Origin of the sequence: Planosporangium flavigriseum (assembly GCF_011947225.1) — a bacterium.
In the GTDB taxonomy this organism is placed as follows: domain Bacteria; phylum Actinomycetota; class Actinomycetes; order Mycobacteriales; family Micromonosporaceae; genus Planosporangium; species Planosporangium flavigriseum.
This window is the reverse complement of the sequence record NZ_JAATVW010000013.1, coordinates 1-19,970: the sequence shown is the minus strand read 5'-3', so window position 1 is coordinate 19,970 and position 19,970 is coordinate 1. Positions and strand designations below refer to the sequence as shown.

The window sequence follows — 19,970 nt, the reverse complement described above, 5'->3', positions numbered from 1 at the left end:
CTACCTCTCAGGACCGCTGCTCGGACGGCGAGATGATCTCCGTGACCCGGATACCGAAGTTCTCGTCGATCACGACGACCTCGCCGCGGGCGATCAGCCGGCCGTTGACCAGCAGGTCGGCCGGAGCGCCGGCGGCGCGGTCCAGTTCGACCACGTTGCCGGGGGTCAGCGCGAGCAGTTCGCGCACGCTCATGCGGGTACGCCCGAGCTCGGCGGTGACCTCCATCTCCACGTCGTGGAGCAGGTCCAGGCCGGTACGCGGAGCGGGCTTGTCCGGCGCGGACGTCACCGACGGTGCGGGCGGCGTCGCGGCGCCCGTGGCGTCGACCTTCACCTGCAGGCCGACCACGCCGCGGACGTCGGTGCCGTCCGTCAGCGGTACGAGCACCCCACCCTCGGCGACGAGGGAAGCGAGCGCGTCGGCGGGGTCGGTTACGTTGCCCGGGTCGACGACGACCGGGCCGAGGGTGCCGGCGGCGGCCTCGATGGCCGGGCGCACGGCCTGGGTCACGTCGAGCGAGCCGAGCGGGGTCTCACTGAGCGCGTCGACGAGGTCCTGGGCGACCATGACGAGGATCTCGCCCTGGGCGGCACCGGCGAAGCGGGCCCGGATGACCTGGCCCGCGAGCGTGATCTCGGTCGGGTCCTGCGTCGGCTCACCGGGCGAGAGCGGGCTGCTCGCCGGCAGCAGGGCGACCGCGGCCTGGGCCGCCGCGAGCGCTCGGCCCAGGTCTTGCGATGTTGCGGTGGGAGCGGTCATCAGCGGTCTTCCTCCTTGGCGGGTGCCACGATCAGGCAGGCCAGGCGAGTGCCATGGCTGCCGGGTACGGCGTGAGCGAATGTCATGCCCGCGGTGGTGACCGCGAGTGGTTGCGTCGACGGGTGATTGAGGGTGACGACGTCACCGAGGCGCAGGTTGATCAGTTCTTCGGGTCGCATCCGCACCGGCTGGAACCGGACGCTGACGTCGAGCGGGACGCTCTCCATGCCGGCGACCAGGTTGCGGTGCGCCGCCTCGCGGGCAGCGCGCTGAGCGGCGCTGAGCTGGACGTCGGTCCGATCGCCCTGCAGCTTCGGAAAGATCATGCCGAGCGGCATGCAGACGGTGGCGACGCCCTCCGAGGCGCCGACCTTCATCTCGAAGGAGGCGACGATCACCGGGTCGGAGGCGCCACCGGCCTGCACGAACTGCGGGTTGTACTCGATGCCGATGAGCTCGGGCCGCACCGAGGCAATGCCTTCGAGGGCGTAGCGCAGCTCACCGAGTACGCGGCCGAAGAGGCCCTGCAGCAGCGGCGTCTCGATGTCGGTCAGCGGCCGCTGGGGCTGAGGGCCACCGGAGCCGCCGAGCATGTGGTCGATCGAGGTCATCGCGATGTCCAGGGAGAACTCGACGATCGCGGTGCCGGGGAGCGGCTCCATGCTGACCTTGGCCACGACGGTCGGGCTCTCCAGCGAGGCGATGTACTCGTCGTAGGTGAACTGCTCGATAGACAGCAGCGTGACCTGCGAAACCGCGCGCAGGCTCGTCGTCAGGACCGTGGTGAACTGGCGCGCGAACGTCTCGTACGCGATCTGCAGCGTGCGGATGTGTTCACGGGACAGCTTCGTTGGGCGTCGGAAGTCGTACGGTAACGGCCCGGCGCCCTTCGAGCGGCGGTTGATACGGCCTGCGGGGCGGTTCGAGCCGGCCATGGACGACGCTTGAGTCACGTCGAAACCATCGGCCGGCCCGAGCCTGGCTTGAGGAATCCTTGTCGGGTGATTGGGTGATGTCGGGTGCCCGGTAGGCGGGCGACCCGACGGTCCTACTACTGCATCACGAACTCGGTGAAGTACACGTCCATGACGTGGCCTTCGTACGCCTCGTTGATCTTCTTGCGCAGCTCGGCCTTGGCCTTGTCCCGGGCCGCGTTGGAGGACAGCTCGGCGACCGGCCGGTTGCTGAACTCGGAGATGGCGATGTCCAGCGCCTTGCTGCCGTCCGGCTCCTCGGCGGCGTCCGCGGTCGCCTGCAGGGAGAGCTTCAGCTTGAGGAAGTGCCCGTCGGCCAGGTTGAGGGTGATCGCCTCCAGCGCGACGACCTTGCCCGGCGTCGGCGGCTTGGGGGTACTCGGCCCGCTGAAGAACGCGAAGTACCCGCCGGCGCCGCCGCCGAGCAGCACCACCACGGCAGCCACGATGATGAGGAGCTTCTTCTTCGACTTCTTTGGCGCCTCTTCGGCGGCCTTCTCTTCCTTAGCCATGATCTTTCCTTTTCTCGCGCCGCAGGGGCGGGTCAGACAGGGCCCGCCGCCGACGGCAGCAGGGCGCGCTCCGCGGGGGGCAGCGTGGACAGGACGATGATCTCGACGCGCCGGTTCAGCTCCGGCGCCTTCGGGTCGTTCGGCGGGTACAGCGGCTTCTGGCCGGCGAAGCCGGCCGCGAACATCCGCTCGGCCGGCACATGCCCCTTGTCGATCAGGTACCGCACGACCGTCGAGGCGCGGGCCGTGGACAGCTCCCACGCGCTGGGGTAGTACCTCGTCGGTACCGGAAGCTGGTTGGTGTGCCCGTCCACCTCGATGTGGTTGGGCAGCGGCGTCAGCGCGGGCGCCACCGCGTCCAGGATCTTCTGGCCGGGTGGGAGCAGTTCGGCGCGGTCACCGGCGAAGACCACCTCGCTGGTGACGACCGTGACGACCAGACCGCGCTCGTCGATGGTGAAGCGGAGCTGGCCCTCTACGCCCTGTTGCTTGGCCGCCTCGAGGATCTGTTTTCTGATCTCGTCGAGGTTCTGGGCCTCCTGCTGGGCGTTGGCCTGCATGCGCTGCTGGCGCGCCCGGTCGGCATCCTGCACGGCCTTCTGCAGCGCCGGGTCCTGGGCCTGGGTCTGCGGCTTGTCCGGCATCTCGCCGACCCCGGCGGCGACGTCGATCGCGCTCTGCGAGCCGCCCGCGGTCTGGACCGAGTTGTTGGTGCCCGACATGATCGCCGGCGCGCCGAAGCCCTTGGCCAGGCCGTCGCGCAGTGCGGTGAACTTCTTGGCGTCGACCGAGCTCATCGCGAACAGCACGACGAACAGAACCATGAGCAGCGTCAGCATGTCCGCGTACGTGACGAGCCACCGCTCGTGGTTCTCGTGCTCCTCCTCGTGCGCGCCGCCGTGCTTCTTGCCGCGACCCGCCTTGTGGTTGCTCATGACGGCGCCCTGTGTCGGGCGCGGGCGGCGCTCATCAGGCCGCCTTCTTCTTGGACTCGGAGCCCGGCGGCATCATGCTGCGCAGCTTCTGCGCCACCAGACGCGGGTTGGCGCCGGCCTGGATGTTGATGATGCCGGCGATCACCAGGTCCATCTGGCCGCACTCGACCTCGGACACCCGCTTGAGCCGGTTGCCGATCGGCAGCCACATCACGTTGGCGGCCAGGATGCCCCACAGCGTCGCGACGAACGCCGCGGCGATCATGTGGCCGAGCTGTTCCGGCTGGCTCAGGTTGGACAGCACGTGGACCAGGCCGACGACGGTACCGATGATGCCGATGGTGGGTGCGAAGCCGCCCATGTCGGTGAAGATCTTCGCGCCGGCCTTGTCGGCCTTGCGCTTCGCGTCGACCTCGCCCTCGAGGATCTCGCGGAGCTCCTCGGAGTCGGTGCCGTCGATGGCCAGCTGCAGGCCGCGCTTGAGGAACTCGTTCTCGACGTCCTTCATGGCGTCCTCGAGGGCCAGCAGGCCCTCGCGGCGGGCCTTCTCGGCCAGCTTGACCATCGCCTCGACCAGCTCGTCGGGCTTGCCGGGCTTGGCCAGGAACGCCTTCTTGAGCTGGGTGACGAAGCCGGTGGTGTCCCGCATGATGCCGCTGGCCATGCCGACGCCGAACGTGCCGACGAACACCAGGATCAGCGGCGCCGGCAGCAGGATGTGCATGATCGGCGTGCCCTCGAGGGTCATCGCCATGAAGATGGCGCCGAAAGCGACCGCGACGCCGATTAGGGTTGCCGGATCCATCAGCGCTCCCTGCGGTGAAACTGGACGACGTTGGCGCTGTCGGCGGAGTTCTCGCCGTCGCCGTCGCCGTCGTGCGGTACGGGCTCGCGGCGCGGCTCGTGGGGCTGGGCGACCATCTGCTGGGCCTCCGCGACCACGGACGCCCGATACCGCCTGATCAGCGCGACGAGCTCGGCCAGCGACTCGCCCACGACGTACTTCGTGCCGTCCACCAGGGTGATGACGGTGTCGGGAGTGGAGTCGGCGCGCTCGACCAGGTCAGGGTTGAGCGCGAAGACCGGGCCGTTGAGGCGCGTCAGGAGTATCACGGTGGCCGTCCTTGGTGCAGGTGGTGGGGCGATCGTCGAGCCGGGGCTCGTGGCCGCGGCGGGGACGGTGCTGGCAGACCCGTCCTTGGGCCCGCCTTTACATCGGCGGGGATCAGCGAGTGTTGAGGTTTTGTCGGGTGATACGGCGCACGGGTGGCAAACCGGCTGACGCGGCAGCCGGTTCACCACCCGTGGTCGCCTCGGGTGGTCTCAGGCTTAGCGCTTGAGGTTCACCAGGTCGTTCAGTAGCTCGTCGGAGGTGCTGATGACCTTGGTGTTCGCCTGGAAACCGCGCTGGGCGATGATCAGGTTGGTGAACTCCTGAGCCAGGTCCACGTTGGACATTTCCAGGGAGCTGCCCTGCAGCCCGCCCCGCCCACCGGTGCCGGCGGTGCCGAGCTGCGCGAGACCGGAGTTGACCGTCGAGCGGTACATCGAGCCGCCGGTCTTCTCCAGGCCGGGCGGGTTGTTGAACGTCGCCATGGCGATCTGCGCCAGCGCCTGCTTCTTCCCGTTGGAGAACACGCCGACGAGGGTGCCGTCCGGGGAGATCGTGAACGACTGCAGCGAGCCGATGCCGGAGCCGTTCTGGCTCTGGATGCCCACCGACGACGCGCCGGCGTAGCTGGTGAGCTTCGTCAGGTCGATGGCGATGCCGGGCGCGGTGAACGCGGCGTTCGTGTACGAGATGCTGGTCGGCGCGGGTGGCCCACTGCCGTCGGCGGCAAAGTTGATGGTCGTGGCCGCGGTCGGCGTCGTTCCGTCGGTGGCGGTCACGCTCCAGCTCGTGGCGCTCAGCTTGGTGAACGACACGCTCAGCTGGACCTTGTTGCCCTGTGCGTCGTAGACCGTCTCCGACATCGTGATCGGCGTCGTGCCCGCAGTCGTGGAGTCGGCGGGCAGGTTGCCGCCCAGGGTCATGTTGTCGGTGTTGGTCGGCGCCAGCAGCGTGCCCACGGCGAGCTTGACGTCGCCCACCGCAGCGTTGGTGTTGATGGCTCCGGTGGGGTCAGCCATCCAGCCCTGGACGACCGCGCCGCCCGGACCGGCCAGGATGCCGGTCGCGTCGAAGTTGAACGCGCCGGACCGGGTGTACATGGCCTCGCCGCCGTTGCGGACCACGAAGAAGCCGTCACCGTTGATCATCAGGTCGGTGGTGCGGCCGGTGTTCTGGGTACCGCCCTGGGTGAAGTTGGTGTTGATGCCCGCGAGGCGGACACCGAGGCCGACCTGGGCGGGGTTGGTGCCGCCGGCGCCATTCTGGGGCGCGCCCGCGGCCTTGAGCATCTGACTCAGGGTGTCCTCGAACACGCTCTGCGAGGTCTTGAAGCCCGCGGTGTTGACGTTGGAGATGTTGTTGCCGGTCACGTCCATCATCGTCTGGTGGACGCGCAGGCCGCTGATACCGCTGAACAGGGAACGGAGCATGGTGCCTTCCTCGGTAAGGTATGCCGGTCAGCCGGCGGTGCTGCTGCGGACTTCCTTGACGGAGGACAGCGGTACGTCCGTGTTCCCGACCTTGACGGTCGGGTTGCTGCCCGTGAACGTGGCCGCGGAGACGACTCCGGTCTTCTCCGCGCCGTCGGCGTCGACATAGCTGACGGTCTTGCCGATGAGGTTGCTCGCGCCGAACTGGAGCTGGGCCGCGACCAACTGCTGCTGCGCGTCGGCCAGGTTGGTCAGCTTCTCGAGCATGGTGAACTGGGCCGTCTGCGCCATGAACGCGCTCGGGTCGCTCGGGCTGCTCGGGTCCTGGAAGCGCAGTTGGGCGACGAGCAGCTTCATGAAGTCGTCCTTGCCCAGCTCCCCGCCGGTCTTACGAGCCGGCGTGGACACCGGCATGGCGCCACTGTTCTTGAGAACGTCGCTGATTGGGCTGGTCACGGGGCTCCTTAGGTCTTAAACGTGCAGGTCGAGGCCGGCGCGGCCGAGGCGCGGGGCACGTTCGCCCGTCGAGCCCCGGTATCGCTCCGCGCGCTCCTCGCGCTCCTCGCGGCGAGCGTCGGTACGAGCCTGCGGCTGGTGCTCGCGGGCCTGCCGGCCCGGCGCGCCGCCGTTGCCGGGCGCGTCGCGTGACACGTCCAGCGAGCTCGATCCGAACCCGGATCCCTGCAGTTCCTTTCGCAGCTCGGGAAGTGCCGCACGCAGCGCTTCCCGGGCAGCGTCCGTCGCGCCGGCGAGGTGGACATGGATGTCCCCGCCGCGGACTTCCGCCGTTACACTGATCGGCCCGAGATCCACCGGGTTGAGGTGGATTGTCAAACGATGTACGCCGTCCGGCCCCTTTCGTAGCGGTGCCAGGCGCTCGGCGAGCTGCGCGGCGTGTGTTGCGGGGGTCGCGGGCGCACCCGTGACGGGCGCCTGAACCGGCTGGGCCGCCGTCGGGGCCGGGGCCAGAGTGGCCGCGGTCGCCGCGGTCGCCGCGGTCGCCGTGGCCGGATCGGCCGAGACGGTCGCCGTCGCGCTGGTGCCGGTGTCGTCCCCCCGGCGCGTACGGTCGGTCGCCTTGGCGTCCGCCGAGGCAGCTGGCGTGGTCACCGGAGCCTGCGGCGCCGGCGCGTCGGCTGCCTTGTTGGCCGCGGGCTGGCCCGCGGTCGCGCCGTCGGCGATCGGCTGGACGGCCGGCGGGTTGCCGGCGGGCGCCGCCGGCTGCGCCGTGGCGCCGGCCGGCTGCGTGGACGCGCCGGCGGCGCTGGCCGGGACGGCCGTCGGCTGGGTGGTCGCGGCCGTGCCCGCTGACGACTCAGGAGTGCGGGGCGCGGCTGGCAGGGGGGTGGCAACGGCCTGCGCTGGACCGTTGGGCGTACCTGCTGGCACGCCGGCCTGGCCGGGTACCGCTCCGGTCTGACCGGCGGCCGTCGCCGGCTCGCCGGTGGCCGGTGCCACGCCCGCCGCGGTCGCGCCCGCAGCCGCCGCCGTGATGCCCGGGCCGGTGCCGGCCACGCCGGTCAGCCCAGGAACGCCGCTCGCACCGGGCACGCCCGGAGCACTGTCCGTAACCGGTACGGCTGCGGTGAGCCACCCGGCGGTCGACACGGCGGCAGCGCTCGCGGCCTCCGCAGCCGCGGCGCTCGCGGCCTCCGCCGCAGCGGTGGCCTTGGCCGCGGCGTCTCCGGCGGTGGCGTCGTCGTCCTTGCCGGTGGCCGCCTTGCCCTGCAGGCGGTTGCTGGTGGCGTTGTCGGCGCTGGCTTCGGGCGCGTCGCGCTCCGGCGTCCGGGCGTCGGAAGCCCTGGCGCCGTCCTTAGCCCTGGCGCCGTCCTTAGCCCTGGCACCGTCCTTAGCCCTGGCGCCGTCCTTAGCCCTGCCGCCGTCCGTGCCGTTGTCGGCAGCGACCTGACGCGAGGCCGGGTCGTCGCCGCCAACCAGCGCCGAGAGGACCGCGCCGAACGCGTCGTGCCCGGTCGGAGCGTCGTTTCCGCTCCGCGCGGGTGTCCGCGTGGCCGGGGGGCTCACGGGGAGAACCGTCGTCACCACGATCTCTTTCCTTGCAGGGCGGCCATCGCCGCTTGAACCTTGGGTACGTACGCCTGGGTCTCGGCGTACGGCGGGATGCCGCCGTACTTGCGGACCGCTCCGCCGCCGGCGTTGTAAGCGGCCAGGGCGAGCGGTACCGAACCGAACTCGTGCAGGTTGTTCGACAGCAGCCGGGCGGCACCGTCGATGGCCTGGGCCGGGTCGAACGGGTTCACCCCGAGCCCGCGGGCGGTCTCCGGCATGATCTGCATCAGGCCCTGCGCCCCGGCCGGGCTCACCGCCTGCGGGTTGTAGCTGGACTCGACCTTCGCCACGGCGGCGAGCAGATTCTGCGGCAGGCCGTACTTCACGGTTGCGCCCGCGAAGGCGTCGGCGTACGGGACGCCCTGCGCGGCGCCGGCACTTGACAACGCCGACGGTCGGAGCGCCGGCAGGATCGACGGGGAGGTGTCGGGCAGGATGCGCCGGATCGCGGACGGCGTCTTGTACACGTCCTGGATCTTGACCACGTCACCGGTCTGCGGCGCGGCGATCATCTTGCCGTCGCCGATGTAGATGGCGATGTGGTCGACGGGGGAGTTGAAGGCGAGCAGGTCGCCGGGCTTGGCCTGGGCGAGGCTGGCCACCGGCTGGCCTTCGCGCGCCTGGTCGGCGGCGATGCGTGGCAGCGTGATGCCGAGGTCGCCATAGGCCCGCTGGACCAGCGACGAGCAGTCCAGGCCCTTGGCCGGGTCGTTCCCGCCGAAGACGTACGGGACCCCGAGATACTTGCGGGCCGAGGCGACGACGGCCTCCCCGGACGCGTCGGTGCTTCCGTCGAGGCCCAGGGAGGACTGGGCCGAGCCGAGGGCGCGGGCGAACGCGGCGCCGTTGGTGGCCACGACGGGCTTGTCGAGGCCGAGCTGGGAACGGATCTGCTGGATCCGGTCGGTGATGTCGACGAACGTCATGAGGCGTCGTCACCCCCTCGGTGCCGGCTCGCCGCGAGGTCGTCGAGCTCCAGTTGGGCGGCCGCGTCCTCGGCGGCCCGCTCGGCCTCGGCGTGGCGGTCACGGAGCTTCTCGACGATCCGGTGGCGGGTTGCTGCCGCTGTCAGGTCCGTGACGCGTTCGTCCACCACGGCTTCCGCTTCGGCCGCGGCGGTGACGGCCATGGACAGCTCGCCGGCCATGGCCTGCCGGGCCCACATGGTGGCGGCGAATGCGAGACCACTGGGCGAGTCGGGCTTGGGGCGCGCGTCGATCGCGGCGTTCATCCGGCGTACCCGCTCCGCGGCCTCCTCCGCTTCCTGGCGGGCGCGCAGCAGCTTGCCGCGCGCCGAGTTCTCCTGTGCGTACCGGGCGCGCAGCACGGTAGCCAACCGGAAGCCCCTCATGCTTCGCTGCCGTTCAGGACGGCGGCAAGGGCGTTCCAGGCGGTTTCGGCCGTGGTCTGGTCTTCCAGGTCCTGGCGCAGGAACGCGTTGATCGCCGGCATGAGTTCGCGGGCCCGGTCGGCGTCGGGGTTGGTACCCGGCACGTAGGCGCCGATCTCGACCAGCTCGCGGATGTCGCGGTAGGCCGCGAGCATGCGGCGCAGCTCGGTGGCTGCGGCGCGCTCGTCCCGGCTGGTGACCGCGCCGGCGACCCGGGAGATCGACTCCAGCACGTCGATGCTGGGGAAGTGGCCGGCAGTGGCCAACTTGCGGTCGAGCACGATGTGACCGTCCAGAATGGAGCGTGCGGAGTCGGCGATCGGCTCGTTGTGGTCGTCACCCTCGACCAGGACGGTGTACAGGCCGGTGATGCTGCCGACCTCGCCGGGCCCGGCCCGCTCCAGCAGCCGGGGGAGAAGGGCGAAGACCGACGGCGGGTACCCGCGGGTGGCCGGCGGCTCGCCGACGGACAGGCCGACCTCGCGCTGCGCCATCGCGGCGCGGGTGAGGCTGTCCATCAGCAGCAGCACGTCCTTGCCCTGGTCCCGGAACCACTCGGCGATGCGGGTGGCCACGAAGCAGGCGCGCAGACGTACCAGTGGGGGCTGGTCGGAGGTGGCGACCACGACCACCGAGCGGGCGAGGCCCTCGGGGCCCAGGTCGTTCTCGATGAACTCGCGCACCTCACGGCCGCGCTCGCCGACCAGCGCGATCACGCTGATCTCGGCGTCGGTACCGCGGGTGATCATCGAAAGCAGGCTGGACTTGCCGACGCCGGAGCCGGCGAAGATGCCCATCCGCTGGCCACGTCCGGCCGGGGTCAGGGTGTCGAGCGCGCGTACGCCCAGCGACAGCTGCTCGGTCACGCGCCCGCGGGCCAGCGCGTTCGGGGCGGCGTTGTCCACGCCGACCAGTTCGCCGCCGAGCAGTCCCGGGCCGCCGTCCATCGGCCGGCCGAGCCCGTCGAGGACCCGCCCGCGCAGGTGGTCGCCGACGGTGATCCGCATTGGACCGCCGGTCGTGACGACCGGGGTGCCGGCGCCGATGCCGTCCAGGGAGCCCAGCGGCAGGCAGGTGAGCTGGTCGCCGCTCAGCGCGACGACCTCGGCGAGCACAGGGCCATGGTCGGAATCGATCGACAGGAGGTCGCCGACCCGGCCGGGGATGCCGCGGACCGCGACCGACAGGCCGAGCACGCTGCTGACCTGTCCGGCCAGGAGTGGCTTGGCGGCGCTGGCGGCGGTGTCGAGGCGTCGCTGCAGGGCGCTGTTCGGCGTGAACGTCGCCGTCATACTCCCAGTACCTCCCGTACCCGGGCCAACGCCGGCCCGATCCGGGCGTCGATGGTGGTGGCGTCACACTCGGCGACCGCGTCCCCCGGTTGGAGGCTCGGATCGGCGAGGAGGGTGATCGTGCGCCCTTCTATTTCGACAGGCCCGGGTTGCCCGGCCGTCACCGTCGCGTGATCAGCCGGGTGCAGCCGTACCGTGACCGGCCGGCCGGTGGGGGCCAGCTTGAACACGCGGGCCACCGCGTCACGGCCGGAGATCGGCGAGCTCTCCACCTCCCGCCCGACGACCGCCTCCGCGATCGCATACGCCGTGCTCAGGATGAGGTCCTCGAACTCCTCGGCGATTGGCACCATCCACTGCTCCAGGTCGGCCACGGCCCGGCTGATGGTGAGCAGGGCCTGCTCGACGCGGAGAGCTTCGAGCTCCTCCGCCTCGCGGGCCCGCGCCGCAGCCTCTTCCCGGGCGGCCTCGGCGGCCACCTCGGCCTCCCGGCGGCCCTGCGCCCAGCCGGCGGCGTAGCCGGTGGCCTGCGCCTCGGCGCGCAGCCGGTTGGTGATGTCGTTGGGCAGCGTGGGCTGTTCGCGCAGGTCGACGTCGAAGCGGACGGCGGTCGTCGCGCGCTCCCCGCGCACGACCGTCTCAGGCAACAAACTCATCGTCGTCACCCCGCCTGATCATGATCTGGCCCGACTCCTCGAGCGCGCGGATGACCTGGACGATCTTGGCCTGGGACTCCTCGACCTGGCGCAGCCGGACCGCACCGAGCATGTCGATCTCCTCGACGAGGTTCTCGGCGGCGCGGGCGGACAGGTTGCGGGTGACCTTCTCGCGCACGTCCTCGCGGACGCCCTTGAGGGCGGTCGCCAGGTCGTTCGTCTCCACCTGCCGCAGCACGAGCTGGACCGCGCGGTCGTCGAGGCCGGTGATGTCTTCGAACATGAACATCTTCGACCGGACTTCCTCGGCGAGCTCGGGATCGCGGGCCGCGAGGCCCTCCATGATGAGCCGCTCGGTGGCGCGGTCGGCGCGGTTGATGATGTCGACCAGCGGCTGCAGGCCGCCGACAGCGGACAGGTCGCTGGGCTGGAGCACCGACGAGAGCTTGCGCTCCAGGGTGGACTCGACCTGCCGGATGATGTCGGGGGAGGTGCGGTCCATGATGGCGATGCGGTGGGCGACGTCGGCCTGCAGCTCACCGGCGAGGCCGGAGAGGATCTGCGAGGCCATCGCGGCCGGCATGTGCGCCAGGACCAGCGCGATCGTCTGCGGGTGCTCCTCCTGTACGAACGAGAGCACCTGTCGCGGGTCGGCCTTCTGCAGGAAGGCGAACGGCATCTCCACGAAGGCCGCGGACAGCCGGTTGACCACGGCCTCGGCGGCCTCCCGGCCGAGCGACGCCTCCAGCAGTTCCTTGGCGTAGTCCAGGCCGCCCTGGTGGGCGTACCTGTTGGCCACGGCCATGTTGTGGAACTCGTCGAGAACTTCCTCGGCGATGTTCCCGTCGATGGTGCCCAGCCGCATGATCTCGGCGGTGAGCTCCTCGACCTCGGACTCGCGCATCTGCCCGAGGACCTTCGCCGACTGTTCCTTGCCCATCTGGACGAGCATGATCGCAGCCTTGCGCAGGCCGGACAGCTGCGTGGCGGTCTCGGCCATCGTCAGCCCCTCCGATCCGCGAGCCAGCCGCGCAGGACCATCGCGACCTCTTCAGGCTGCTGCTCGACCAGGCTGGTGATCTCCCGCTGCCGCTCCTCGCGCTCTGCGGCTGCGTCGTCGTCGGGGCCGCCGCCCGCGATCGCGAGCCGTGCCTCCGCGTTGGCCTCGGCCTCGAGCGCCGCGCGGGCCTCGGCCAGTTCGAGCTGCAGCCGCTCCTCGTTGGCCCGGGCGATCTCGGCCTGCAGGGAGCGCAGGCCCTTGTTCCGCCGCCGGGTGCGCAGCCAGGCGATGAGCCCGAGCAGGAGGATCGCACCGACGACAGCGCCGGTCTTGAGCATCGAGTACAGCTGGGCCTGCTGTTCGGCCTTCTTGGCGTCGGCGAGCGCGGTGGCGTTCGCCTTCGCGGCGGACTTGTCGAACGGGATCGTGCTCACCGCGATGGAGTCACCGCGGTTGGGGTCCAGCCCGACCGCCGAGGACACCAACTGCTGCAGCTGGCCCTGGTCGACGCCGCCGGCGGTGGCGCTGTCGAGCATGACCGCGACCGAGAGCCGGCGGACCGAGCCGGGTGCGGACTTGCGGGTCTCGGTCACCATCCCGACCGCGTTGTTGCGGGTCAGGGACTCCGACGAGTACCCGCTCGAGGGGTTGACCCCGGTGGGCACCTGGATGTTGTCCGGGCCGAGCACGCCGGCGCCGAGCGCCCCGCTTCCGCTGTACAGCTCGGTCTTCTTGCTCTCCGCCAGCGGCGGGGTGCTCGGGTCCGCGATGTACTTCTGGGTCTTGGTCTCGGTCTGGTCGTAGTCGAGGTCGGCGGTGATCTTGACGGCCGCGTGTCCGGTGCCCACGACCTGGTCGAGCATCTGCTGCAGCGAGCCGGTCATGCGCTGCTCGAACGCCAGCGTCTGCTGGCTGCGGGAGTCCGCGGCGCCGCTCGCGCCGGCGCTGTCCTCGGTGGACAGCACCTTGCCGTCGGCGCCGACGAGGGTCACCTTGCTGGCCTCCAGGCCGGGCACGCTCGACGCGACGAGGTGGACGATCGACTGCGCCTGGGCGGAGCTCAGCTTCGCGCTCGGCGCGGTCTGCACGAGCACCGACGCGGTCGGCTTCTGCTGGTTGTCGGCGAACACGTCCTTGGTCGGGATCGCCAGATGCACGGCCGCGTTCTGCACGCCGCTGATCGACTTGATCGTCTTGTTCAGCTCGCCCTCGAGCGCCCGCTGGTAGCCGACCTGCTGCATGAAGTCGCTGGTCATCACGCCCTGCTTGTCCAGCAGCGCGTAGCCGGTGTCCGCCTGGGCCGGCAGTCCCTGGCCGCTGAGCTTGATGCGCTCGGCGTACACCTGGTCCTGCGGCACCATGATGGTCTGGCCGCCGTTGGTGAGCTGGTAGGGGACACCGTCCGCGGTCAGCTTGTCGACGATCGCGCTCGCGTCGGCGGGGGCGAGGTTGGAGAACAGGGGACTGTACGTGGGTTGGGCCACCCACGTGGAGAAGAAGTATCCACCGATGGCGAGCGCGATCACCGCGAATACGCTCATGGCCTTCTGGCCAGGCGTGAACGACTGGAAGGTCTCGGTGATCCGGCGCAGAACGGCGGTAACGCGGTCGCGCATCAGGCCTGCAACCTCATGATCTCGTTAAACGCCTCGATCGCCTTGTTGCGCACAGCCACCGTCAACTGGGTGGCCAGCGACGCCTGAGAGCTGGCGATCATGTACTCGGCCGGGTCCGCGAGGGTCCCTGCGGCCGCCTGCACGGCGAGGTCGTCCGCCTTGCTCTGCACGGACTGCAGCTGCTCCAGGCCACGGCCGAGCGTGGCGGCGAAGCTGGCGCCGGTGTCGGCCGGCTGGGCAGTGCCCGCGTCGAGCGCAGGGGGAGTCGGCAGTATCGGCAGCGCGCCGCCGATCGCGCCGATCGCGTCGATGCTCATGCGCTCCTCCCGAGCTGCAGAGCCGCCTCGTACGAGGTCTTGGCCCGCTCGACCACAGCGAGGTTCGCCTGGTAACCGCGCTGCGCCATGATCATCTGCGCCATCTGGCTACCGAGGTCGATGTCCGGGTAGCGGACCATTCCGTCCTTGTCGGCGAGCGGGTTGTTCGGCTCGTACACCAGCCGCCCCTCGGGGTTCCCGCTCAGCGCGATGCCACCGACCGCGACGCCGGCGCCCTGGCCGGTCATACCGTCGGTCTGGGCCTGGGCCAGCACGTAGCGCGCCTGGAACGCCTGCCCGCTGGTGGGGCTGGCGTTGTTCATGTTCGTGATGTTGTCGGAGACCGCGTCGAGCCACTTGCGGTACACGGTGAGGCCGGTGCCCGCGATGCCGATCGTGCCGAAGGTGGGGAGGGCCATGTTACGCAACTCCCTTGATGACGCTGCTCAGGCCGTTGATCTTGTTGTTCAGTGCCGTCAACGCCAGCTGGTACCGCAGACCCGCGTCGATGCTGGAGATCGTCTCCTCGTCGAGGTTGACGTTGTTGCCATCCAGTCGGGTGGGCTCCAGCGACCGGGCGATGGTCGGTGACACGTCCGCCGGGTTGCCGCCGCTCGCGATCGCGGCGCCCAGGGCCTTCTCGAAGGAGACCTTGCGGGCGTGGAAGTTGGGGGTCTCAATGTTCGCGATGTTGTCGGCGATCACTCGCTGTCTCAGATGAAGACCGGACAGCGCAGTGTGCAGCGCGACGGACGTGACGTCGTCCAGCATCGGAGGACGCTCCCTTCGGCGACGGTGGTACGTATCGCCGATCCATGGCGACCCAGTTGAGCGCTCCGTGCTCATGGTTCTCATCGGCAGGGAGCTGGGGGCTTGAACGGCTTTGTCGGTTGCCAATCACCGGCTTGGCGGTTGCCAAACGGGTACCGTCTCGGCGCCCCCGGTGCTGCTCGCTCAGCGAATGAGCAGGATGTTGTCGAACCAGCCCACGGTGAGCACGGTGGCCACGTCGATCGGGATGGGCGTGCCGTCGGCGGCCGCGCCAGTCGGTACCAGAGCTCCGCGTCCTCGATGACGCGGGGAGCCTGCGCCATCCAGCCGGCGGCCAAGACCGCGTCGGAGGCCGGAGCGTTCGGCGCGCATACCAGCTCCGCGAGCTCCAGCAGTCACGCAACAGCCGTCGATCTGCCGGTCGACAAGCAACTGGGCGACGAGCTGTTCGGCGGCCGTACAGCCGAAGAAGCCGCTGTCCGTGCCCACCGGTACGTCCAGGACGTACCGGTGTACCCCCGCTCATGGCCGGCGTCGTGCAGCGCGGCCGTCTCAGCCGGCGGCGGCGGGCGCGATGGCCGCGGCGATTCCGGGCGCGAGCAGCCGCAGTTCGTCGAGCACGGCGTCGGTCTCGTCGTCCGGTACGGCTTCGAGTGTCTTCTCCAGCAGCGGCATCGCGCGCTCGTCGGAGAACAGTTCCAGCGCGATCGCGGTGGCCAGTACGCGGTCGCGAGACCTCCGCGTCTCATTCGCGGCCAGCGCCAGCAGCGTGCAGTGCTCCGAGAATCCGTGCTGGCGCAGGCGGGCGGCCCACTCCATCGCACGCATGACCGGCAGTCCGCCACCGAGCCGGGCCGCGGCCGCCAGCAGGGCCGCCGAGCCGGCGTGCCGCTGCCAGAGCGCCTCCAGCACCTCGTCGACCTGGTCGACCGGGGCTTCGGTCGTCAGGAACAGCAGGGCGCGGAGGGCGGGCGCCGGGACCAGGTCCGCGAGCTCGTCAATCCCCGAACCGGCGGCCTTGAGCACCGCCGCCATCTGGGGAAGGTTCAGGGGCAACGTCTGTGCCCGAACGCACTCGCGCAGCCGCTCCGCCGCCTCGCGGTGGCGCTGGAGCCGGAACAGGCTGAGAATCTCGATTTCGGCGAGGCGATCCCGGCTGATAAAGGTGAACTGGTCGTCCATCACGGACTCCGGAAACGCCCGGACGGCCGCCAGGGCGCCCTCGAGGTCCCCGTCCTTGTAACGGATGCGCGCCTCGAACTCATCTGCCACGGCGGCGCTGGACAGCTGACGAATTTCCGCGATCGCCGCACGGGCTACATCGAGCTTTCCCAGGGCCTCGCAAGCGTGGATCAAGGGCCGGAGGAATCCCAGCCGGACGACCGCCTCGGTGCTGGTGGCCAGCCCCTCCTGGCACGTCTCGAACGCCTCTTCGACCTTGCCCGCCATGAGCTGGGAGCGCGCGAGGTCGATCAGATGATGGCCGCCGGCCGTCGAGTCCTCGACCGACAACTCGGCCAGTCGAAGGTTGCGCTCACCCTTGTTCTTGACGGTGGCGCGGACGGTCGTGTAGCCGGAGTGGCGAAGACTCACGCCGGGTAGCGGCACGGAGCGTACCGGACGACCGACGATCCGGTCGCTCACCTGCTCGTGGAGGCGGCGGATGTACCGGCCGCGGTTGGGCCGGAAGAACCGGACGGACAGCATCCGCCCGTACGTCGCGGTGCCATGGCCGGTCAGGCTCTCCACCTCGGCGAGCAGGGCCGGCCTGTCGGCGGTGGCCAGCGCCGCACGCACCTGGGCGGGATCACCGGTCATGATCTCGTCCGCGTCCACGACGACGACCCACTGCCCCGTACAGTTCTCGATCGACCGGTTTCGCGCGTCACCGAAATGATCGTTCCAATAGCCTTCGATGACCCGGGCGCCGTGCTCGCGGGCGATCTCCCGGGATCGGTCGGTGGAGCCGGTGTCGTATACGACGATCTCGTCGACGAAGTCCCGCAGCGCGGTCAGGCACTCGGCGAGGATCTCCTCCTCGTCCTTCACGATCAGGCTCGCGGACAGCAGGGGAGCGTCGGTGGAGATGTCGGGCACGCGCAGGGAGCACTGCTCCGAACCCACGTGTGCGACGAGCGCGCTGTGCGCGACGACGATCCGGCCTTTCCTGCGCAACTGCTCGTACGGCATGTCGAGGGTCGGCCCGCCGACCCGGCTGAGCGCGTCGCGCCGGAAGGCGGCGCAGACCGGCCCCAGCCGGTCGACCTCGCTGAAACTGCCGGTGTGCTCCTGTCGCCACTGCCGGGCGTACGACTTGAAGGCAGGAACGTTGACCAACGCCTCGTCGGGCAGATCGACGCCCTGCGGGCCGATGGTGAGGTGGCACCGCGGACCGGCGGCGACGACGCCCGGTTCGGTCAACGCCTCGACGACCGGGTCCAGCCAGTGTGGAGAGACGAGGACGTCGCCGTCGAGAAAGACGATGAGGGAGTGCCGGGTGGCGGCACACCCGGCCGCCCAGCGGGTGGCCGGGTCCGCGGACTCCACATCGAGCACCGTGAGCCACGTTCTGCCGTTGAGCTCGTCGCGCAGGTCTGCCCGGTCGGTCGGCACGACGCAGACGACCTCGTCTCGTATACCGAGGGTCGGGCGCAGACACTCCAGACTCGCGTGGAAGTCATCAAGGCTGCCGCTGGCGGTAACGACGATCGAGACAGGAAGTCGGCTCACACGATATGTATCGGCACCGGCGGGCCGGTCCTGAGACCTACGTAAATCGGGCATCACTCGAAAGGGTGACCGCTGATGCGGGGGCGCGCCGGACGCGTGGTCAGATGGCGCAGTCGAGGTAGGCCGGCCGACGGGGCTCGTCGCCCGCCTCGATGCGCGCGGCCATCTCGCTCTGGCGGCGGTTCGCCACCATCGCGAGCGCGAGCGCCTGGGCTGCGGCGAGCTGCCGGTTGAGGATGGCGTCCGCGCGTGGGCGCAGGTCCAACGGCAGCTCGCCGAGCCCCTCCGGCGGTGACCACGGGGTGGCCAAGGGCAGGTCCCGAGCTCGGTGGTCCTCGGCGAGCAGCGCCTCCACCCGCTCCACGTCGACCTCGAGCGCGTCCAGCGCATCCGTCCAGGCGCGCCGCCAGCCGCTGGTCACGGCCGTCACGCGACCCGCGCCGGGACGGCTCCCGCCGCCGAGGCGGCGGCCGCCTGCGTCGTCTGGAGCGCCTCCCGCCACGCGTCGCGCAGCGGCTCCACCATGCGGCGGCAGGCACCAGCCAGGTCCGCGTCGCCGCGGACGTTGGCCTTGATCAGTTCAGTCAGCAGGAACCGGTAGATCCGGGCCAGGTCCGCGGCGCCCTCCCAGACGGAGAGGTCCAAGGTGGAGTGAAGTTCCGCCACGATTTCCTGGGCGTGCATCAGCCGGGCCGAACCGGTTTCGCGGTCGCCGGCTCGCAGCGCCTCCTCGGCCTGCGTCAGGTCGACGACCAGCCGGTCGTACAGCATCACCAGCAGCTGTCCGGGGGACGCGGTGGCGATCGACTGGGCCAGGTACCGGGCGCGAAGTGCGGGATTGCTCATCGGGGTCCTCAATTACCGCTCGAATTACCGCTGGGCAGGCCACCGATCTGACCTGCCAGCCAGCTGGACTGGTTCTTCAGCTGTCCGAGCGCGGCCTCCATAGCGGCGAACTGCCGCTTGAGCGCGGTCTGTCGCATCTGCAGGCGGCTGTCCCAGTCGGCGATCCGGTTGTTCAGGTCCTTGACCTGGTCCTGGCCGCTCTGAATCGCTGTCGTCAGGGTGCCGCTGACGAAGTCGGTCGCGTCCTTGGCGATCTTGCTCAGGCTCGTGGCGACGCCGTTGCTCACGCCGTTCTGCACGCTGGCTGGATTCGCGTTGTAGGCGACGATAAAGGCGCTGCGATCGAAGGTCAGCTTGCCGGTCTTGTCCAGGTCGACACCGACCTGCTTGTAGCTGCCGTACCCGGCAAGTCCGTTGCTGACCGCCGACAGGATGTTGTCCCGTAGCAGGCGCACGGTGTAGTCGCCGGTCAGGACCCCACCGGACTTGGCGGTCGAGTTGTACGTGGTGTAGGTGCCGACCTGGGCCAGGGCGGAATTGGCGGCATCGACCAGCGCCTGCATCTTGTCCGCGATCGACTCCGGGTCGGCGGCGACGGTCATGGTAACGCCGGTCTCCAGCTTCGACACGTTCACGGTCACGTTGTTCATCAGGTTCGTGAACGAGTTGGTGGCGCTGGTGACGACGTAGCCGCCGGAGGCCGGGTCGCCTACGGTGATCTGGGCGTCGGAAGCCGTGACGATGTTGGTGGTGGCCGCGGAGAGCCCGGTGATGCTGAAAGAGTTCGCCGCGCCGGTCTTGTCGCCGGTGAGCTGCAGGACGGTGCCTGTAGTCGTGGTGACGACGGCGGCGGTCACGCCGGTCTTGGCCGCGTTGATCGCGCTGGCCACGCCCTGTACGGAGGTGTCCGTGAGGTTGATCGTAGTGGTCGTGCCGGCGACCGTGAGGTCGACGGAGCTGCCGGTCGTGGCGGTTGCGGTGGCCGAGGCGTAGCTCGCGGTCGTCACCTGAGCCTTCGCCAGCGCCGTCACGTCGAAGGTGAGGCTGACGGGGGACGCGCCGGTCGTCGCTGTCGCGGTCACCGACGTGGCGGACGAGGTCGCCTTGACCGCCTGCCAGGTCGGGTTCGTCGGAGTCAGCGCGTTCGGTGCGGTGAATGCCTCGGCCGCGGTCTTCAGCGCGGCCATCTTGCTGTTCACCGCCTGGTACGCGGCGACGATCAGGTTCTCCTTCGAGACCTTCGCCTTCAACATGGTCTGCGGCCTGGCCTCGAGCTGCATCAACTGGTCGATGACCTGCGACGTGTTCATGCCGCTGATAAGGCCATCGACTGCGCCAATACTGACCACTGTGCTCCTCCGTCCCGACCGAACGCGGGGTTACTGCGTACACCGCCGAAAGGGGTGGCCAGCGGTCTGCGCGGGCCACCCCTTCCGGATAGCTGTGAAGTTGTTATTCAGTTAGCGCCTAACCGGCTCAGCCGAGCAGCTTGAGCACGCCCTGGCTGGCCTGGTTGGCCTGGGCCAGCATCGCGGTACCGGCCTGGGTCAGGATCTGCGA

General features: G+C 70.1%; 24 protein-coding genes. All 24 read right to left on the bottom strand.

All coding sequences use genetic code 11. The features are described 5' to 3' along the window. Positions 1-7: 7 nt before the first annotated feature. Positions 8-760, bottom strand: a complete 753-nt coding sequence (fliN, locus tag HC028_RS17945; RefSeq protein ID WP_168078514.1) for a flagellar motor switch protein FliN — start codon at positions 758-760, stop codon at positions 8-10. Then, positions 760-1,713 (bottom strand): flagellar motor switch protein FliM, encoded by a 954-nt coding sequence (locus HC028_RS17940; protein ID WP_239075492.1) that lies wholly within the window; start codon positions 1,711-1,713, stop codon positions 760-762. The genes fliN and HC028_RS17940 overlap by 1 nt, the downstream gene beginning before the upstream one ends. Before the next feature lie 98 nt (positions 1,714-1,811). After that, positions 1,812-2,246: a flagellar basal body-associated FliL family protein gene (locus HC028_RS17935; protein WP_168078513.1), complete on the bottom strand. Its 435-nt coding sequence runs from the start codon at positions 2,244-2,246 to the stop codon at positions 1,812-1,814. A gap of 32 nt (positions 2,247-2,278) precedes the next feature. After that, positions 2,279-3,181, bottom strand: a complete 903-nt coding sequence (locus tag HC028_RS17930; RefSeq protein WP_168078512.1) for an OmpA/MotB family protein — start codon at positions 3,179-3,181, stop codon at positions 2,279-2,281. A gap of 34 nt (positions 3,182-3,215) precedes the next feature. Beyond that, entirely contained in the window at positions 3,216-3,986 is a 771-nt protein-coding gene (locus tag HC028_RS17925) for a motility protein A (protein ID WP_168078511.1), read from the bottom strand. Further along, positions 3,986-4,294 carry a flagellar FlbD family protein gene (locus HC028_RS17920; protein WP_168078510.1) on the bottom strand — a complete coding sequence of 103 codons (309 nt, stop codon included), beginning with the start codon at positions 4,292-4,294 and terminating at the stop codon, positions 3,986-3,988. Before HC028_RS17920 ends, HC028_RS17925 begins: the two co-directional genes overlap by 1 nt. A 216-nt stretch (positions 4,295-4,510) precedes the next feature. Next, complete coding sequence (locus tag HC028_RS17915) at positions 4,511-5,722, bottom strand: flagellar hook protein FlgE (RefSeq protein WP_168078509.1); 1,212 nt, start codon at positions 5,720-5,722, stop codon at positions 4,511-4,513. Between the two features lie 27 nt (positions 5,723-5,749). Next, a complete protein-coding gene (locus HC028_RS17910) occupies positions 5,750-6,178 on the bottom strand; it encodes a flagellar hook capping FlgD N-terminal domain-containing protein (RefSeq protein WP_239075493.1) in 429 nt (142 codons plus the stop codon). Positions 6,179-6,193: 15 nt separating this feature from the next. Next, a complete protein-coding gene (locus HC028_RS28520; protein WP_168078508.1) occupies positions 6,194-7,747 on the bottom strand; it encodes a flagellar hook-length control protein FliK in 1,554 nt (517 codons plus the stop codon). Positions 7,748-7,761: 14 nt separating this feature from the next. Next, positions 7,762-8,718 carry a transglycosylase SLT domain-containing protein gene (locus tag HC028_RS17900; protein WP_168078507.1) on the bottom strand — a complete coding sequence of 319 codons (957 nt, stop codon included), beginning with the start codon at positions 8,716-8,718 and terminating at the stop codon, positions 7,762-7,764. After that, positions 8,715-9,119, bottom strand: coding sequence for a flagellar FliJ family protein (locus HC028_RS17895; protein ID WP_239075499.1), 405 nt, complete (start codon positions 9,117-9,119; stop codon positions 8,715-8,717). The genes HC028_RS17900 and HC028_RS17895 overlap by 4 nt, the downstream gene beginning before the upstream one ends. A gap of 20 nt (positions 9,120-9,139) precedes the next feature. Beyond that, the gene (locus tag HC028_RS17890) at positions 9,140-10,474 is read right to left on the bottom strand and encodes a FliI/YscN family ATPase (RefSeq protein ID WP_168078505.1); all 1,335 of its coding nucleotides are present in this window, start codon (positions 10,472-10,474) and stop codon (positions 9,140-9,142) included. Continuing rightward, entirely contained in the window at positions 10,471-11,130 is a 660-nt protein-coding gene (locus HC028_RS17885; RefSeq protein WP_168078504.1) for a FliH/SctL family protein, read from the bottom strand. The genes HC028_RS17890 and HC028_RS17885 overlap by 4 nt, the downstream gene beginning before the upstream one ends. Beyond that, positions 11,114-12,130 (bottom strand): flagellar motor switch protein FliG, encoded by a 1,017-nt coding sequence (fliG, locus tag HC028_RS17880; RefSeq protein ID WP_168078503.1) that lies wholly within the window; start codon positions 12,128-12,130, stop codon positions 11,114-11,116. Before fliG ends, HC028_RS17885 begins: the two co-directional genes overlap by 17 nt. A 2-nt stretch (positions 12,131-12,132) precedes the next feature. Then, positions 12,133-13,746 (bottom strand): flagellar basal-body MS-ring/collar protein FliF, encoded by a 1,614-nt coding sequence (fliF, locus tag HC028_RS17875; protein WP_168078502.1) that lies wholly within the window; start codon positions 13,744-13,746, stop codon positions 12,133-12,135. Continuing rightward, the gene (gene fliE, locus HC028_RS17870; RefSeq protein WP_168078501.1) at positions 13,746-14,063 is read right to left on the bottom strand and encodes a flagellar hook-basal body complex protein FliE; all 318 of its coding nucleotides are present in this window, start codon (positions 14,061-14,063) and stop codon (positions 13,746-13,748) included. The genes fliF and fliE overlap by 1 nt, the downstream gene beginning before the upstream one ends. Then, a complete protein-coding gene (locus tag HC028_RS17865) occupies positions 14,060-14,482 on the bottom strand; it encodes a flagellar basal body rod protein FlgC (protein WP_168078500.1) in 423 nt (140 codons plus the stop codon). The genes fliE and HC028_RS17865 overlap by 4 nt, the downstream gene beginning before the upstream one ends. A 1-nt stretch (position 14,483) precedes the next feature. After that, entirely contained in the window at positions 14,484-14,834 is a 351-nt protein-coding gene (locus tag HC028_RS17860) for a flagellar basal body rod protein FlgB (RefSeq protein ID WP_168078499.1), read from the bottom strand. 183 nt (positions 14,835-15,017) lie between these two features. Beyond that, positions 15,018-15,323 carry a hypothetical protein gene (locus tag HC028_RS17855; protein ID WP_168078498.1) on the bottom strand — a complete coding sequence of 102 codons (306 nt, stop codon included), beginning with the start codon at positions 15,321-15,323 and terminating at the stop codon, positions 15,018-15,020. 63 nt (positions 15,324-15,386) lie between these two features. After that, positions 15,387-17,564 (bottom strand): glycosyltransferase, encoded by a 2,178-nt coding sequence (locus tag HC028_RS17850; protein WP_168078497.1) that lies wholly within the window; start codon positions 17,562-17,564, stop codon positions 15,387-15,389. Between the two features lie 100 nt (positions 17,565-17,664). Continuing rightward, entirely contained in the window at positions 17,665-17,985 is a 321-nt protein-coding gene (locus HC028_RS17845) for a hypothetical protein (RefSeq protein WP_168078496.1), read from the bottom strand. Positions 17,986-17,990: 5 nt separating this feature from the next. After that, the gene (gene fliS, locus HC028_RS17840; protein WP_168078495.1) at positions 17,991-18,410 is read right to left on the bottom strand and encodes a flagellar export chaperone FliS; all 420 of its coding nucleotides are present in this window, start codon (positions 18,408-18,410) and stop codon (positions 17,991-17,993) included. Positions 18,411-18,418: 8 nt separating this feature from the next. Continuing rightward, positions 18,419-19,720: a flagellar filament capping protein FliD gene (gene fliD / locus HC028_RS17835; protein WP_168078494.1), complete on the bottom strand. Its 1,302-nt coding sequence runs from the start codon at positions 19,718-19,720 to the stop codon at positions 18,419-18,421. A gap of 166 nt (positions 19,721-19,886) precedes the next feature. Continuing rightward, complete coding sequence (locus HC028_RS27685) at positions 19,887-19,961, bottom strand: hypothetical protein (protein WP_275941330.1); 75 nt, start codon at positions 19,959-19,961, stop codon at positions 19,887-19,889. Between the last annotated feature and the right edge of the window lie 9 nt (positions 19,962-19,970).